This window comes from Serratia sarumanii (assembly GCF_029962605.1).
Taxonomy (GTDB): Bacteria; Pseudomonadota; Gammaproteobacteria; order Enterobacterales; family Enterobacteriaceae; genus Serratia; species Serratia sarumanii.
This window is the reverse complement of sequence record NZ_CP124750.1, coordinates 4,498,094-4,513,834: the sequence shown is the minus strand read 5'-3', so window position 1 is coordinate 4,513,834 and position 15,741 is coordinate 4,498,094. Positions and strand designations below refer to the sequence as shown.

General features: G+C 59.6%; 16 protein-coding genes. 2 read left to right on the top strand and 14 right to left on the bottom strand.

The genetic code is table 11. From position 1 onward, the window contains the following. Window positions 1-19 precede the first annotated feature (19 nt). From SSARUM_RS21460 to lpxO, 3 genes are all read right to left on the bottom strand, one after another. Window positions 20-718 carry a CTP synthase C-terminal region-related (seleno)protein gene (locus tag SSARUM_RS21460; RefSeq protein ID WP_223182021.1) on the bottom strand — a complete coding sequence of 233 codons (699 nt, stop codon included), beginning with the start codon at window positions 716-718 and terminating at the stop codon, window positions 20-22. Window positions 719-837: 119 nt separating this feature from the next. Next, window positions 838-1,758 (bottom strand): kdo(2)-lipid IV(A) palmitoleoyltransferase, encoded by a 921-nt coding sequence (gene lpxP, locus SSARUM_RS21455; protein ID WP_060430938.1) that lies wholly within the window; start codon window positions 1,756-1,758, stop codon window positions 838-840. Between the two features lie 296 nt (window positions 1,759-2,054). Then, window positions 2,055-2,960 (bottom strand): lipid A hydroxylase LpxO, encoded by a 906-nt coding sequence (gene lpxO, locus SSARUM_RS21450; RefSeq protein WP_033648969.1) that lies wholly within the window; start codon window positions 2,958-2,960, stop codon window positions 2,055-2,057. Window positions 2,961-3,217: 257 nt separating this feature from the next. Between lpxO and SSARUM_RS21445 the strand changes: the two genes are divergently transcribed. Next, complete coding sequence (locus SSARUM_RS21445) at window positions 3,218-3,559, top strand: hypothetical protein (RefSeq protein ID WP_004936850.1); 342 nt, start codon at window positions 3,218-3,220, stop codon at window positions 3,557-3,559. A gap of 128 nt (window positions 3,560-3,687) precedes the next feature. Here SSARUM_RS21445 and fis read toward each other — a convergent pair whose 3' ends face one another. From fis to acuI, 11 genes are all read right to left on the bottom strand, one after another. Further along, a complete protein-coding gene (gene fis / locus SSARUM_RS21440) occupies window positions 3,688-3,984 on the bottom strand; it encodes a DNA-binding transcriptional regulator Fis (protein WP_000462905.1) in 297 nt (98 codons plus the stop codon). Beyond that, complete coding sequence (dusB, locus tag SSARUM_RS21435; protein ID WP_004936856.1) at window positions 3,966-4,970, bottom strand: tRNA dihydrouridine synthase DusB; 1,005 nt, start codon at window positions 4,968-4,970, stop codon at window positions 3,966-3,968. The genes fis and dusB overlap by 19 nt, the downstream gene beginning before the upstream one ends. Before the next feature lie 393 nt (window positions 4,971-5,363). Further along, window positions 5,364-6,245, bottom strand: coding sequence for a 50S ribosomal protein L11 methyltransferase (prmA, locus tag SSARUM_RS21430; RefSeq protein WP_033648970.1), 882 nt, complete (start codon window positions 6,243-6,245; stop codon window positions 5,364-5,366). Window positions 6,246-6,256: 11 nt separating this feature from the next. Next, on the bottom strand, window positions 6,257-7,702 hold the full coding sequence (panF, locus tag SSARUM_RS21425) for a sodium/pantothenate symporter (RefSeq protein ID WP_033636180.1): 1,446 nt from the start codon (window positions 7,700-7,702) through the stop codon (window positions 6,257-6,259). Continuing rightward, complete coding sequence (locus SSARUM_RS21420; RefSeq protein ID WP_033636179.1) at window positions 7,692-7,934, bottom strand: YhdT family protein; 243 nt, start codon at window positions 7,932-7,934, stop codon at window positions 7,692-7,694. The genes panF and SSARUM_RS21420 overlap by 11 nt, the downstream gene beginning before the upstream one ends. Window positions 7,935-8,085: 151 nt before the next feature. After that, on the bottom strand, window positions 8,086-9,435 hold the full coding sequence (accC, locus tag SSARUM_RS21415; RefSeq protein WP_004936886.1) for an acetyl-CoA carboxylase biotin carboxylase subunit: 1,350 nt from the start codon (window positions 9,433-9,435) through the stop codon (window positions 8,086-8,088). 12 nt (window positions 9,436-9,447) lie between these two features. After that, the gene (gene accB, locus SSARUM_RS21410) at window positions 9,448-9,915 is read right to left on the bottom strand and encodes an acetyl-CoA carboxylase biotin carboxyl carrier protein (protein WP_033636178.1); all 468 of its coding nucleotides are present in this window, start codon (window positions 9,913-9,915) and stop codon (window positions 9,448-9,450) included. A gap of 32 nt (window positions 9,916-9,947) precedes the next feature. Continuing rightward, window positions 9,948-10,400, bottom strand: a complete 453-nt coding sequence (gene aroQ, locus SSARUM_RS21405; protein WP_004936891.1) for a type II 3-dehydroquinate dehydratase — start codon at window positions 10,398-10,400, stop codon at window positions 9,948-9,950. 287 nt (window positions 10,401-10,687) lie between these two features. Then, window positions 10,688-11,287, bottom strand: a complete 600-nt coding sequence (gene msrQ, locus SSARUM_RS21400) for a protein-methionine-sulfoxide reductase heme-binding subunit MsrQ (RefSeq protein ID WP_033648971.1) — start codon at window positions 11,285-11,287, stop codon at window positions 10,688-10,690. Beyond that, window positions 11,288-12,289 (bottom strand): protein-methionine-sulfoxide reductase catalytic subunit MsrP, encoded by a 1,002-nt coding sequence (gene msrP, locus SSARUM_RS21395; protein ID WP_033648972.1) that lies wholly within the window; start codon window positions 12,287-12,289, stop codon window positions 11,288-11,290. It lies immediately after the preceding gene. Between the two features lie 156 nt (window positions 12,290-12,445). Beyond that, on the bottom strand, window positions 12,446-13,423 hold the full coding sequence (gene acuI / locus SSARUM_RS21390; RefSeq protein ID WP_033648973.1) for an acrylyl-CoA reductase (NADPH): 978 nt from the start codon (window positions 13,421-13,423) through the stop codon (window positions 12,446-12,448). A 204-nt stretch (window positions 13,424-13,627) separates the two neighbouring features. Between acuI and csrD the strand changes: the two genes are divergently transcribed. After that, window positions 13,628-15,562 carry an RNase E specificity factor CsrD gene (gene csrD, locus SSARUM_RS21385; protein WP_039569452.1) on the top strand — a complete coding sequence of 645 codons (1,935 nt, stop codon included), beginning with the start codon at window positions 13,628-13,630 and terminating at the stop codon, window positions 15,560-15,562. Window positions 15,563-15,741: the final 179 nt, after the last annotated feature.

Below are 15,741 nucleotides of genomic sequence, written 5' to 3'. Positions count from 1 at the left end.
CTCGCAAGAGGGCTTTTTTTTACCCGTTGGCGGCGGTTTTGACGAGTTCCACCACCAGCGGTGAAAGCTCGCCGCGCAGCGCGGCGCGTTCCGACTGGAACAGCGTGGCGACGTAAAAACGCCGGCCCGGCAGTTCGATGGCGCGCACGTCGCCTTCGGTGTCGTGGCCGCTGACGATCAGCGGGAAGCGCTCAAGATCGGCGACGAATTCCGGATTCACGCCGAAGTTGCAGTGGTAGCCTTCATGGGTGTTCAGGCTGCCGTAGGCCTGCGCGACGCGGGTGTCAGGCTGAAAAACGATGTCGCCGGTTTTTTCCACCAGCGAACAGCTCAGCGGGGCGATCACCAATCGGCCGCCGCTGTCGGTTTCCGCATGGCCGGCGTCGTGCCAGCCCATCACGTTGCGGGCGTACTCGACGATGGCGTATTGAAAACCGCCGCAGGAGCCGAGGAACGGCACGTCGTTTTCCCGCGCATGGCGGATCGCCATAAAGGCGCCGTCGTCGTAACGATACGGGCTGCCCGGCACCACCCAGATGGCGTCGAAATTTTGCAGCACGTCGGGGGAGGTCAGGGTTTCTGTCGGTAGCCATTGGGGCTGCACGTCGATGTCGAGATGGGCAGCGGTGAGCTGGAGCGCTACGGGGATGGCCTGATGGGCCACGGCTTGCGGGTTGTAATCACCGACCAGAGCAATGCGAACTTGAGCTTTCATCATTTCCTTTCCTGTGCGGGTAAAAAAGGAGATTACAGGAAAGTAGAGTGTCGAGCCGCCGCTTTTTAAACGTGGCGCACAAAAAAGCCCGGCGTTGGCCGGGCTGGAAAGAAAAAAGAGGCTCAGTACAGCGAGGGCGCGCCGGCCGGTCGGGTTTTGAAGCGGCGGTGCAGCCACATGTATTGCTCCGGCGCCCGCATGATCTCTTTCTCGATCACTTTGTTCATGTAAGCCGCCGCCGCCTGTTCGTCGCTGAGCGGGTAGTCTTCCAGGGCCGGTTGAATCAGCAGGTCGTAGCCGCGGCCGCCTTCGCGGCGGATCAGCACCACCGGCACCAATGCCGGGTTGGCCATGCGTGCCAGCATGAAGGTGCCGCTGGTGGTGGCGGCCTGATCGACGGCGAACAGCGGCGCGAATACGCTGCCGCGCGGGCCGTAGTCCTGATCCGGCGCGAACCATACCGCCTCGCCGCGCTTGAGCGCGTGCACCATGCCGCGCAGATCCTTGCGATCGATCATCGCTTTGTTGGAGCGCATGCGGCCCTTGGTCTGCGCCCACTCCATCGCCTTGTTGTTGTGCGGGCGGTACATCGCCATCATCGGTTGGCACAGGCCCATCGCCCGGCCGCCCAGCTCTAGCGACATAAAGTGCACGCCGATCACCAGCACGCCGCGATCGTCGCGCTGCGCCATTTTGAGGTGGTTGATGCCGGAGACGTTGAACCAGCGCTTGACGCGTTTATCCGACCAGAACCAGGCCATGCCGGTTTCCAGCAGGCCCATGCCGAGCGATTCGAAGTTGCCCACCACTTTACGTTCGCGCTGCGCTTCGTCCATCTCGGGGAAGCACAGTTCGAGGTTGCGGCGGGTAATGGTGACGCGACGCTTAAGAAAACGCATCGAAGTGCGCCCCATCCACACCCCCAGCCGATTGAGCAACGGGTAAGGGAGCTGTACCAGCAGGAACAGCAGGGTCAGGCCGAACCAGGTCAGCCAGTAGCGCGGGTGCAGCAAGGAAAGTTGAAATCTCTTTTGGCGTTTCATAGCAGCTCGTTTATGCGTTAGGGGGTAGCAACCTGTAACGCATAAAGGATCCACTCGATTGCGATACAACACTCAGACACCCAAGTACGGCCAGGGTTTAGTCGGAATTCCATAATTGACTAAACATTTACATTCGAAGGGCGGTTTGCGCTGCTATCAGGCTTCGGAGGGATAGCTGTTGGCCAGCGGAGGCGGCTCTAGGAACGTGTATGTTAACACAGGGTACGGGGTACAGAGGAAGAGGGGCATGCGAATATTCTCATTCGCGTTGCCCCTGAGTTGAAGATTGGCTCGTTTTATAGGCTGGGAATGATAATCGCGGCGAAAATCGCAGCGATCACCAGCCATTTCAGCAGGTAGTAACCGCGGCGGTTGCGCGCCTTCAGGCGCTGGCCGGCATCGCGCACCGCGTTGACGTATTTGAAGATGCGGTTGATGCCGCCGGTGCGGTCCTGATCGTCGTTTGGCGAGCTGGCCGCCGACATCAGCGTGGTGCCGACCCAGTGGTTGACCGCCTGCGCCCAGCGCCATTTCATCGGCCGCTCGACGTCGCAAAACAGAATGATGCGCGTCTGATCGGTGGCGTTCTGCGCCCAGTGCACGTAGGTTTCGTCGAAGATCACCGCCTCGCCGTCGCGCCAGCTGTGCTGCTCGCCGTCCACCTCGATGAAGCAGCGATCGTCGTTGGGCGTCATCAACCCCAGGTGATAGCGCACCGAGCCGGCGTAAGGATCGCGGTGTTTACCCAAATGGCTGCCGGGCGGCAGCTCGGCGAACATCGCGGCCTTGACCGACGGGATGCGGTTGAGCAGCTCGACGGTTTTTGGGCACAGCGTCTGCGCCGAAGGGTGGCTGTCGCTGTACCACTTCAGATAGAAACGTTTCCAGCCGCGTTTGAAGAAGGTGTTGAACCCCGCATCGTTGTGCGACTGCGCCTTTTTGATGTGATGCTGCAAGCGCACCGCTTCCTCGCGGATCACCTGCCAGTTGTCGGTCAGCGTCTGCAGCTCCGGGAAAACTTTTTCGTCGAAATAGGGCTGCCTGGCGGGCAAACGGGAGAAACCGGTCATAAACATATTGATCGGCCCCATAAAGGTGGAGTGATCGAACAGTTGGCGGGTAAGCTTTTGTTTCTCCTTGCCGCGGGAGTGTGCGTAAAGGAAGCTGACGATAAAAACGCCTATAATGATGACGGCAACCATAGAATCCATCCCTGTCATTACTGATTATTACGAGGTAAAAAACGTAAAAATTATAGTTTTGTGACAGATAAAATTTAACTTTTTCGTGCCATTTCGCCATTGTTGAACGCAGATGGCATGAAAAGTTAATTAAGATGTGAGTGTTGATATTTTATGTTGGTATTTTTGGTTTTCGTACTATTCTTAGGTTTCTTTAACGGGATTGTGTGCCATCTTATTTCATGAAGAATGGCACGTATCTGAGAAAAGAGGGACTTATGAAGAAATCAATCATTGCCTTGTCTGCACTGCTGCTCGCTTCCCCGGTGTTCGCCGCTGAGACCGCGACCGACACCGCCGCTCACGCCAGCAACGAGGTCGTTGCCGAAGCGCACAAAGGAGCGGATACCGCCAAAGAAAAGCTGCACCAGTCTCAGGACAAGGGTGAAGAGCTGAAGCTGAAAGCCAAGCACGCCGCCGAAGGCAAGAGCGACAGCGTCGGCAGCAAAGTGAGCGAAGGCTCGCAAAAGGCCTGGCACTCCACCAAGCAAGGTTCAGAGAAGGCTTGGGACAAGACCAAGCAAGGGGCGGAAAGCCTCAAGAACAAAGTGACCGAATAAGGTCGCCGCTTTGCCACAAGGGCCGCGCTGCGGCCTTTTTTATTGCCCGCAAACCGGGGGCGCCCCAAAAGAAAAAGGCGCTTATCAAATGAGATAAAGCGCCTTTTCAACACGTTAACTGACTAGTATCAGTTCATGCCGTATTTTTTCAGCTTCTTGCGCAGCGTGCCGCGGTTGATGCCCATCATCAGGGCTGCGCGGGTCTGGTTGCCACGGGTGTATTGCATCACCATGTCCAACAGTGGCTGTTCAACTTCAGCCAGTACCAGCTCATACAGGTCATTTACGTCTTGACCGTTCAGTTGAGCAAAATAGTTCTTCAGTGCTTGTTTAACCGAGTCACGCAGAGGCTTTTGAGTTACCTGATCTTGTGAGTTAACGGTAGAAACGGTCAGTACGTCAGAATTTACGCGTTGTTCGAACATAGTTCTGTCAGCTCTTTTTTTACGCTAAGATTTTCGAAATATGCCTCCAACGCCTCCAGCTGTTCGCTGGCATCCTCTATGGCGTTGAATGTGCGCCGAAACTGGTCATTCGGAGCGTGTTCCTGGAGATACCAGGACACGTGCTTACGAGCAATCCGGAATCCCTTGCCTTGGCCATAGAAGCCGTGCAATTCCCGAATGTGCCCAATCAACAAGCGCTTCACCTCGCCAAGCGGCAGCGGCGGCAGCAACTCCCCAGTGTCCAGATAATGCTGGATTTCCCGGAAGATCCAGGGTCTCCCCTGAGCAGCGCGGCCTATCATCAGGGCATCGGCCCCGGTGTAGTCGAGCACTGCTCTGGCTTTATGCGGGTCAGTAATATCCCCATTCGCGATAATCGGAATGGAAACACTCTGCTTAACTGCCCGAATGCTGTCGTATTCCGCGTCGCCGTTAAACAGACAGGCGCGGGTTCGGCCGTGAATCGTCAGGGCCTGAATACCACAGTCTTCGGCCAGTTGGGCAATCTCTACACAGTTACGATGCTCTGGCGCCCAGCCGGTGCGAATCTTCAGCGTTACCGGCACATCCACCGCGTCAACCACCGCGTGGAGGATCCGTTTAACCAGATCCGGGTACTGCAACAAGGCGGACCCGGCAAGCTTCCGGTTCACTTTTTTGGCCGGGCATCCCATATTGATGTCGATGATCTGCGCGCCGCTGGCCACGTTGATACGCGCGGCGGCGGCCATATCATCAGGATCGCATCCGGCAATCTGCACGGAGCGGATCCCTGGTTCATCGCTATGCACCATACGCAGACGCGACTTATCCGTCCGCCACACCTCCGGGTTGGAGGAGAGCATCTCGGATACAGCCATCCCAGCACCCATTGCATGACAGAGGGTTCTGAACGGGCGATCTGTAATACCGGCCATCGGGGCCGCAATCAGGCAATTAGTAAGCTGGTGGTGTCCAATGCGCATAGACAAAGAGTGACCATACTGTGTCCGCAAGGGCGCGTATATTACGCATTTTTGCGCCGAGATGAAAGGCCAAACTTTAACCAATTGGCGCGATATTAGGGCAAAAAATGCGCTGCGCAGTGATTCATAAAAATATTGTATATATTTTACAATGAGTTGACGAAAAGTGCTTATTTTGTGTGCGGTAAAATATTCGCCTTTGCGCAGAATATTATCTGCATTCACCCGCGTTTTTTGCCGGGATAGCCTGCCTGGAAGGCGCATTGTCAGGGCGATCCGTCGTTGAACGGCGAAAAATTGCATAAAATTTTGTCTCGCCCGCGGGCCGATCGCCAGGCAAAAAAAATCCACCGGCGCAGGGCCGGTGGATGAGGGAGCAATAGACCGTGACGCTTACTTGCGGCGGCCGGTGATGCGGCACCACTCTTCACGCTCGGCGGCCGGGTCGAGCGTGAACTTCTCTTCGTAGGCTTGCGCAACGCTGCTCGCCTGACTGGCCAGCACGCCGGACAGCCCCAGATGGCCGCCGGCCTTCGGCAGGCAACCGATCAGCGGCGCCAGCTCGCGCAGCGGGCCGGCGAGGATGTTGGCGACCACCACGTCCGCCAGCAGGTCCGCCGGCTGGTCTTTCGGCAGATACAGCTCCAGACGCTCTGAAACGCCGTTACGCTGCGCGTTGTCGCGGCTGGCCTGAATGGCCTGGGGATCGATGTCGATGCCGATAGCGCGCGCCGCACCCAGCTTCAGCGCGGCGATTGCCAGGATGCCGGAACCGCAACCGAAGTCGATGACGGTTTTGCCGGCCAGATCGAGGCCGTCCAGCCACTGCAGGCACAGCGCGGTGGTCGGGTGGGTGCCGGTGCCGAACGCCAGGCCCGGATCGAGCATCACGTTGACCGCATCGGGATCCGGCACGTCGCGCCAGCTCGGGCAGATCCACAAACGCTCGCCGAAGCGCATCGGGTGGAAGTTATCCATCCATTCGCGCTCCCAGTCCTTATCTTCCAGCTGCTCTATCTTGTGGCGGAAACCGGCGCCCAGCAGCGGGTGCTGTTCCAGCATCGCCACCACCTCGGCCATATCGGTTTCCGCGTCGTACAGGCCGATCACGTCGGTATCGCCCCACAGCAGGGTTTCACCCGGCAAGGGTTCGAACACCGGGTTGTCGTGGGTGTCCTGGAAGGTCACCGACACGGCGCCGCTTTCCACCAGCGCGTCGCTCAGGTCTTCCGCCTGGCTGCCGGTGGTGTTCAGTTTGAGTTGGATCCAAGGCATAGCAATTCTCTTCAAGAGGGTAATGATGACGCCGTCCGGCGCTTTTCGCCGACGACGTTACCGAGATAAAACGCCAACAGGCTGAGCAACAGCGAAGGCACGATAGGGTGCAGCCCCGCCGGCTGCAGGTTGAAGCTGGCCAATAGCGTATAGCATACCGCACCCGACACCATTGAGCTAAGCGCTCCCTGAGCATTGGCGCGTTCCCAGTACAGGCCCAGCACCAGCGGCCACAGGAACACCGCCTCCAGCCCGCCGAAAGCCAGCAGGTTGAGCCAGATGATCATCTCCGGCGGCCGCCAGGCCGCCAACAGCACCAACAGGCCGAGGATCAGCGTGGTCAGGCTGGAGAAGCGCTTGATCAGCCGCTCGTTGTGGATCTGCTGTGGGCGTACGCCAAGGTAGAGATCCTTGATGATGGTGGCGGAGGATTGCAGCAGTTGGGCGTTGATGGTCGACATGATCGCCGCCATCGGCGCCGCCAAGAAAATCCCGGCGGCGTACGGCGGCAGCACGGTGATCATCAGCGTCGGGATCACCTGATCGGGGATCTTGAGATCCGGCAACACCGCGCGGCCGAGCGCGCCGGCCAGGTGCATGCCGAACATCAGCACCGCCACCACCACTGTGCCGAGCAGAATGCCGCGGTGCACCGCCTTGCTGTCCTTGTAGGAGATACAGCGCACGGCGGTGTGCGGCAGGCCGATCACCCCGAAGCACACCAGGATCCAGAACGACGCCATAAACGGCAGGCTGAGGATCTGATCGCCGCCCTGCGGCGACACCAGCGCCGGATCGATCTGCTGCAGTTTGCTGACTGCGCTGTCCAGTCCGCCGGCGGCATGGATTACCGCCACCAGCAGCAGCACGGTGCCGAGCAGCATCACCAGCCCCTGCATGGCGTCGTTCAGCACGCTGGCGCGGAAGCCGCCGAAGGCGGTGTACAGTGCGATGCTGATGCCGAAGATCAGCAGGCCGGTGTCGTAAGGAATGCCGGCGGCGGTTTCCAGCAGGCGTGCGCCGCCGATAAACTGCACCGTCATGGCACCGAGGAACGCCACCAGCAGGCTGAGGCTGGCCAGCCACACCAGCAGGCGGCTTTGGTAGCGGCCATACAGCATGTCATTGAGGGTGATAGCGTTGTAGCGCCGCGCCAGGATGGCGAATTTCTTGCCCAGCACGCCGAGCGACAGCCACACCGCCGGCAGCTGGATCATCGCCAGCAGCACCCAGCCCAGGCCGTATTTGTAGGCGGCGCCGGGGCCGCCGATAAACGAACTGGCGCTGATGTAGGTGGCGGTCAGGGTCATCGCCAGCACAAAGCCGCCCATCGAGCGGTTGCCGAGGAAATATTCGCTGAGGAAATTTCCATTCTGACGGCGGCGATAGGCGTATACCGACAGGCCGAATACCAGCAGCAGGTAGGCGACCAGCGGCAGGATCACTTCAGTTTGCATCGCTGTCCTCCAGCGAAATGTCGCGGAACACCGTGCGCACCATCAGCCAGCACAGGCCGATGAACAGCAGCGGCACCAGCAGGCAGGCCATTTCGAACCAGTGCGGCAGGCCGGTGACGCCGACGGCGCTGTCCGGCAGATAGGCCGCCAGCCCCCAGGCCAGCAGGTAGAGCAGCGTCAGCCCCAGCGCCCAGCGCGCTTCGCGGTGCGCCTGAATAAAGCGTTTGTCCATCCGTGTCTCCCATAGGTTTACGGTGATGGATTCATCAAAGGTAGGGAATTTTACGGCATGACGGCGTTTTGCCAAGCCGTTACTGGCGGCAACGCCAAAGAAAAAGGCCGGTGATTAACCGGCCTTTCGTCAGACGATGCTGCGTGCTGCCTTAGGTTTCCTGCAGACCCAGCTTCTTCTCCAGATAGTGGATGTTGGTGCCACCGTGCTGGAAGTTTTCGTCGTTCATGATCTTCTGCTGCAGCTCAACGTTGGTTTTGATGCCGTCGATGATCAGTTCAGCCAGGGCGTTTTTCATGCGGGCAATCGCCACGTCACGGTTTTCGCCGAAGGTGATCAGTTTGCCGATCATGGAGTCATAGTACGGCGGTACGGTATAACCGGCGTAGATATGAGATTCCCAACGCACGCCGAAACCGCCTGGCGCGTGGAAGCGGGTGATCTTGCCCGGGCTCGGCAGGAAGGTGTTCGGATCTTCGGCGTTGATGCGGCATTCTACCGCGTGGCCGTGGATCTTCACTTCTTCCTGTTTGATCGACAGCGGCTGACCGGCAGCGATGCGCAGCTGCTCTTTGATCAGATCCACGCCGGTGATCATTTCGGTAACCGGGTGCTCTACCTGAATACGGGTGTTCATTTCGATGAAATAGAACTCGCCGTTTTCATACAGGAACTCGAAGGTGCCCGCGCCGCGGTAGCCGATTTCCACGCAGGCTTTCGAGCAGCGCTCGCCGATGTAACGGCGCATTTCGCTGGTGATGCCCGGCGCCGGCGCTTCTTCGACCACTTTCTGGTGGCGGCGCTGCATGGAGCAGTCGCGCTCGGCCAGATAGATGGCGTTGCCCTGGCCGTCGGCCAATACCTGAATCTCGATGTGGCGCGGATTCTCCAGGTATTTTTCCATGTACACCATGTCGTTGTTGAAAGCCGCTTTGGCTTCCGCTTTCGTCATGTTGATGGACTGCTCAAGGTCTTTGTCGCTGCGCACCACGCGCATGCCGCGACCGCCGCCGCCGCCGGAGGCCTTGATGATCACCGGATAACCGATGCGCTTGGCGAAGGCACGGTTTTTATCCATGTCGTCGGTCAGCGGGCCGTCGGAGCCAGGTACGCACGGCACGCCGGCTTTCTTCATGGCGTTGATCGCGGAAACCTTGTCGCCCATCAGGCGGATGGTCTCGGCTTTAGGGCCGATGAAGATGAAGCCGGAGCGTTCAACCTGCTCGGCGAAGTCGGCGTTCTCGGACAGGAAGCCGTAGCCCGGGTGGATCGCCACCGCGCCGGTGATTTCCGCCGCCGAGATGATGGCCGGGATGTTCAGGTAGCTTTTTACCGATGGCGCAGGACCGATGCAGACGGTCTCGTCGGCCAGCAGCACGTGTTTCAGATCGCGGTCGGCCGCGGAGTGAACCGCAACGGTCTTGATGCCCAGTTCTTTACAGGCACGCAGGATGCGAAGCGCGATCTCGCCGCGGTTGGCGATAACAATTTTATCAAGCATGGGGGCGCCTCGTTATTCGATGACGACCAGCGGCTCGTCATATTCGACCGGCTGGCCGTTTTCCACCAGGATGGCTTTCACGACGCCGGACTTGTCCGCTTCGATCTGGTTCATCATTTTCATGGCTTCAACGATGCACAGGGTATCGCCGGCGTTCACTTTCTGGCCCACTTCAACGAAGGCTTTCGCGTCCGGGCTTGGGGTGCGGTAGAAGGTGCCTACCATTGGGGAACGAACGACGTGGCCACTCACGGCCGCCGGTGCTGCAGGGGTTTCTGCCGCAGGCGCGGTGGCAACGGCGTTAGCCAGGGCTGGCTGCTGCTGTGCCGGCATCGCGTAGGCCTGCTGCATGACGGGATAAGCCTGCGCCGGTGCGGCACGGCTGATGCGAACCGATTCTTCGCCTTCAGAGATTTCCAGTTCAGAAATGCCTGATTCTTCAACCAGTTCGATCAGTTTCTTGATTTTACGAATATCCATGAGTGTGATTCCGTACTCTTTTTGTGGAGCAATTAGTGGGTTTTCGACAGACGGTTAACCGCTGCCTGTAAAGCGAAAGCGTAGCCATCCGCGCCGAGGCCGCAAATCACGCCTACCGCTACGTCCGAGAGATAAGAGTGATGGCGGAAAGGTTCGCGGGCGTGCACGTTGGACAGGTGGATCTCGATGAACGGGATCTGCACCGCCAGCAACGCATCGCGCAACGCCACGCTGGTGTGCGTGAACGCCGCCGGATTTATCAGAATGAAATCGGTGTTGCCGCGCGCCTGATGGATGCGATCGATCAGCTGATGCTCGGCGTTGGACTGCAGATGGCTCAGGGTAATATCCAATGCGGATGCCTGGTTTTCCAATCCGTTAACAATCTCTGTCAGCGTCGTGCTGCCGTACTTCTCCGGCTCACGCGTCCCCAGCAGATTGAGATTGGGGCCGTTCAGAAGCAAAATGTGAAACTTATCCGCCATTGTGCTGGTATCTCCGGCAATAAAACCATCATCGTAGAAAATAACCCGATGTTATCGATTTGTCACCTGTTAAGGGGCAAATTCACCCTGAGAACAGAAACAAGGTCGGGCATTATAACGATATCGTAGCAATTCGCAGCTAAATACTGGTCTTATCAGCGAAGATATTCAACCCCAAATCGACGAACTCGGGGATCCGTGACAGGAATATGAGCGCTGGAACACAGAAAAAGTTCCCGCCGGCGGCGCGCGTTTTTCCGTACCAATAACGCGCGCCGCCGCGTAGTTCAGCGCCACCAGGCGCGGAATTTCTTGTAACGCAGGCCCAACAGCGCCACCGCCAGCAGCGCGTAGATGAACGGCTGGGGGGAAAACGTTTTGACCGACCACAGGTAGTGGATGGGGGCGAGGATCGCCGCCAGATAGACGAAGTTGTGCAACAGTTGCCATTTGGCGCCCAGTTTGCGCATCGCCCACAGCGTCGAGGTGGCCGCCAGCGCCAGCAGGATCAGCCAGGTGAGGATGCCGAGCGTCAGATAAGGGCGGTTCACCAGCTCGCTGCCCAGCAGGCCGAGGTTGCTTAGCCCCAGTTCCAGCGTGGAGTAGCTTATCAGGTGCAGCGTGCCCCAGGCAAAGCACCACAGCCCCACCAGGCGGCGGCAGCGGATCAGCAGCGGCTGGCGGGTGTAGCGCGCCAGCGGGGCGATAGCCAGCGTGGCCAGCAGCAGTTTCAGCGTCATCCTGCCGGTAAAATGCTGGATGTCCTTGGACGGATCGGCGCTGAACCAGCCTTGATCCACCGCCAGCACCAGCCAGAGAAAGGGCAGAAACGCCGCCAGATGCAGGGCGGCTTTCAGCCATTTGATATGAACAGGCGTCAGGCGCACTTAGAAATTCTCCCGCAGATCCATGCCGCGATACAGCGACGCCACCTGGTCAGCATAGCCGTTGAACAGCAGCGTCGGTTGGCGTTTGACGTCGAGAATGCCGCCGGAGCCGATGAAACGCTCGGTGGCCTGCGACCAGCGCGGATGATCGACGTGCGGATTCACGTTGGCGTAAAAACCGTACTCGTTCGGTGCGGATTGGTTCCAGGTGGTCGGCGGCCGATCGCGCACCAAACGGATATGCACGATCGATTTGATGCCTTTGAAGCCGTATTTCCACGGCGTGATCAGCCGCAGCGGCGCGCCGTTTTGCGGCGGCAGGGTTTTGCCGTACACGCCGACGGTCAGCAGCGCCAGCGGATGCATCGCCTCGTCGAGCCGCAGCCCTTCGACGTAGGGGTATTTCAGGCCGCCGCCGATAAAGCGATCTTTCTGGCCGGGCATCTGCTCCGGATCGTACAGCGTCTGGAAGGCCACGTAGCGCGCGTTGCCGTTCGGCTCGGCCAGCTTGAGAAGCTTGCCCAGCTCGAAACCGATCCACGGCACCACCATCGACCAGGCCTCGACGCAGCGCATGCGGTAAATGCGCTGTTCCAGCGGGAAACGCTTCATCAGATCGTCGATATCCAGCGTTATCGGCTTCGCCACTTCGCCGTCGATGCGCACTTTCCAGCCTTCGGTTTTCAGCCCGCCGGCGTTGGCGGCCGGATCGGCCTTGTCGAGGCCGAACTCATAGAAGTTGTTGTAGCCGGTGACCTTGTCTTCCGGCGTCATCGCCAGCTGCGCCTGCCAGGCGGCCGGTTTGCTGAATTCCAGCGCTTTGCCCGGCGGTGCCTTGGGGCGATCGTTGCCCTTGAACCACGACAGCAGGTCCGCCTGTGCGCCAGTGGGCAGCGCCAGCGAAGCGGCGGTGATACCGAGCGCCTGCAGCACCTTGCGCCGCTGGTGGAATACGCTCTCCGGCGTGACGTCGGCCTCGGTCAATTTCGGGTGTTTGTTCATGCTTATGTTCTCCGCGACTGATTCCCGCCGTTCGCGAGCGGCTGACGGGTCTTCATGAAATAAGCATGGCGCTAAAGGCGGCCGGAAGCGAGGGGACGCGGGAAAATATGAAATTTCGCAGAAGCGGGCGCTCCCCCCGTCGCCGGGGGGAGAAGGTCAGCGGATTTTCACCAGGGTGCGGCCGGTGATTTGGTTGTTCAACAGCGCGGCAGCGGTGGCCGGCGCCTGCTCGAGGGAGATTTCGTGCGTGGCCTGCTGATAGAAGCTGTCCGGCAGAATGCCGGCCAGCCGTTCCCAGGCGGTTTGGCGGCGGTGCAGCGGCGTATGCACCGAATCCACGCCCTGCAGGCGCACGTTGCGCAGAATGAACGGCATCACGGTGGTCGGCAGCTGATAACCGCCCGCCAGGCCGCAGGCGGCGACGGTGCCGTTATAGTTCATCTGCGCCAGCACCCGCGCCAGCAGTTTGTCGCCGACGGTGTCCACCGCGCCGGCCCACAGCTGTTTCTCCAGCGGGCGCGGCGTGTCGATATAGCCATCGCGCGGCATCACCTCTTTGGCGCCGAGCGCTTTCAGGTAGTCGGTATTGCTGTCGCGGCCGCTGATGGCGGTCACCCGGTAACCCAGCGCCGCCAGCAGGGCGATGGCGGTGCTGCCCACGCCGCCGCTGGCGCCGGTGACCAGGATATCGCCGTCGTCAGGGTGCACGCCGCCTTCCTCCAGCGCCATCACGCACAGCATGGCGGTAAAGCCGGCGGTGCCGATGATCATCGCCTTGCGCTCATCCAGGCCGTTCGGCAGCGGCACCAGCCACTCACCGGAGACGCGCGCCTGCTCGGCCAACCCGCCCCAGTGGTGTTCGCCCACGCCCCAGCCGGTGAGCACCACGCTTTGCCCCTCTTTGAAGCGATCGTCGCGGCTGTGGCGCACGGTGCCGGCGAAGTCGATGCCCGGCACCATCGGGAAGTTGCGCACGATCTTGCCTTTGCCGGTGATCGCCAGCGCGTCCTTGTAGTTCAGGCTGGACCAGTTGATGTCGACGGTGACATCGCCTTCCGGCAACCGATCGCTGTCGATATCTTTGATATGAGCCAGAGTTTGGTCGTCTTGTTGTTCCAATAACAGTGCACGCATGTCACTCTTCCTCTCGTTTACACTTTTCTATCAATGGCTGAATCACAGTTATTTGACTATATGCATAATAAGCGGCCCAAGTCCTGATAAAGGACAAAAATGGCGCTTGCAGGTTTAATTCCTCGGCAAGGCTTGTTAGGGTTGGACGGCCCCTTTTAGCTAAAGGGTGAACACTCACTTAACCATAGCGGACAAGGCACAGGGATGCGATTTACCACCAAACTCTCTGCATTGATCACTCTGTTGGTCGCGCTGGCGATGTTTTTGATGCTGATGGGATGCTCATACAGCTTCTTTTACGTTACCCAGGATCGCCAGGAGCGCCGCTTGGATTCGCTGGTCACCACTCTCGATCAAGCCATGCTGAGCGAGCCGCCGCAGGAGCAGGAAAAATGGTTGCCGATCGTCATGCGCACGCTCGGCATCGTGTCGATCCGCATAGAGGCCGGTAGCAGCCAACTGCTCGACTATCAATTGCCCACGCAGGAAAAAGAGCACTGGGATGCGCTGAACGGCTATCGTCAGGTCTCGCGTCCCCTGTTGCAGCATCCGGGCAGCACGCTGCACATCACCTACCGCGACCCCTTCGCCAGCGACGTGCGCACGCTGCAATCCACCGCCGCCGTCACGCTGTCGATCGTCGTGATGGTGGTGGTTTTGCTGTTCAGCCTGCGCTGGCTGCGTGAGCAGGCCGACGGCGAAGATCGTCTGGAACGCCGCGCACGGCGCATTCTGAACGGCGAACGCGAAAACGTCATGCAGGGCGACGTGCGTGAGTGGCCGGCCAATGTCAGCGGCGCGCTCGACCGCCTGCTGGCCGATCTGGCGGAAGCGCGGGAAGAGCGCAGCCGGGTCGATACGCTGATCCGCGCCTTTGCCGCGCAGGACGCCAAAACCGGGCTGAATAATCGCCTGTTCTTCGATAACCAGTTGACCACTCAGCTGGAAGACGAAGGCTCGCACGGCATCGTGATGATGGTGCGGCTGCCCGATTTCGAGACCCTGCGCGAGACGCACGGCAGCGTGGCGGTGCAGGAGCTGATGTATTCGCTGGTCAATCTGCTGTCTACCTTCGTGATGCGCTATCCGTCGGCGCTGCTGGCGCGCTACTTCCACAGCGATTTTACCGTGTTGTTGCCGCATCGAACCCTGAAGGAGGCCGACGGCATCGCCTCACAGCTGGTTAACGCCATCGATGCCTTGCCTTCCACGGCGCTGATCGACCGCGAGGCCTTCCTGCACATCGGCATCGTGGCGTACCGCAGCGGTCAAACCACCGAGCAGGTGATCGATTATGCGGAGCAGGCGACGCGCCACGCTACGCTGCAGGGCGAAAACGGGTGGTATGTGTACGACAGCCAGGTGCCGGAAAAGGGGCGCGGCAGCGTCAAATGGCGCACGCTGCTGGAACAGGTGCTGGCGCGCGGCGGCCCGCGGCTGTATCAGAAACCGGCGGTGACCGTGGGGGGCGAGGTGCACCATCGCGAGATCATGAGCCGGATCTATGACGGCACCCAGGAATTGCTGCCGGCGGAATATATGCCGCTGGTGCAGCAGCTCGGGCTGGCGGAAAGTTACGATCGCCAACAGGTGAGCCGCATCATTCCCTTGTTGACGCAGTGGCCCGAGGAAACGCTGGCGTTTCCGCTGTGCGTGGACTCGATTTTGCAGCGCTCTTTCCAGCGCTGGCTGCGCGATACATTGCTGCAGTGCGAAAAAAGTCAACGTCGGCGAATTCTGATTGAACTTGCGGAGGCAGATGTGTGTCAACATATCGACCGTTTGCGTCCGGTGCTGAGGCTGTTGTCAGGGCTGGGCTGCCGCCTCGCGGTGTCCAAAGCGGGTTTAACCGTGGTCAGTACGTCCTATATCAAGTCGCTGCAGGTGGAGATCGTCAAGCTCCACCCGGGATTGGTGCGGAGCATCGATAAGCGGGACGAAAACCAGCTGTTCGTGCAGAGCCTGACCGGCGCCTGCGCGGGCACGCGCGCGCAGGTGTTCGCCGCCGGCGTACGCACGCGCAACGAGTGGCAGACGCTGAAAGAGCGAGGGATCCACGGCGGGCAGGGCGACTTTTTCGCGTCGCCGGAACCGATCGACGCGGGGCGTAAAAAATATTCACGTCGTTATCGCGTTTAAGCTGATTGCCGGACAAAAATTGACGTAGAATGAGCGCCGGATCCATCTGGGCCATGTCACCCGTCATTTTGGAGTTTTCTCCAATCTGCCTGCGACAACGACGCCTATTTGAGATAGGCTCTTGTCAGCTTTTATCTGGTTGGCGTTGGTAGGTGCTTACCATCGGCGGCAATCAGGGA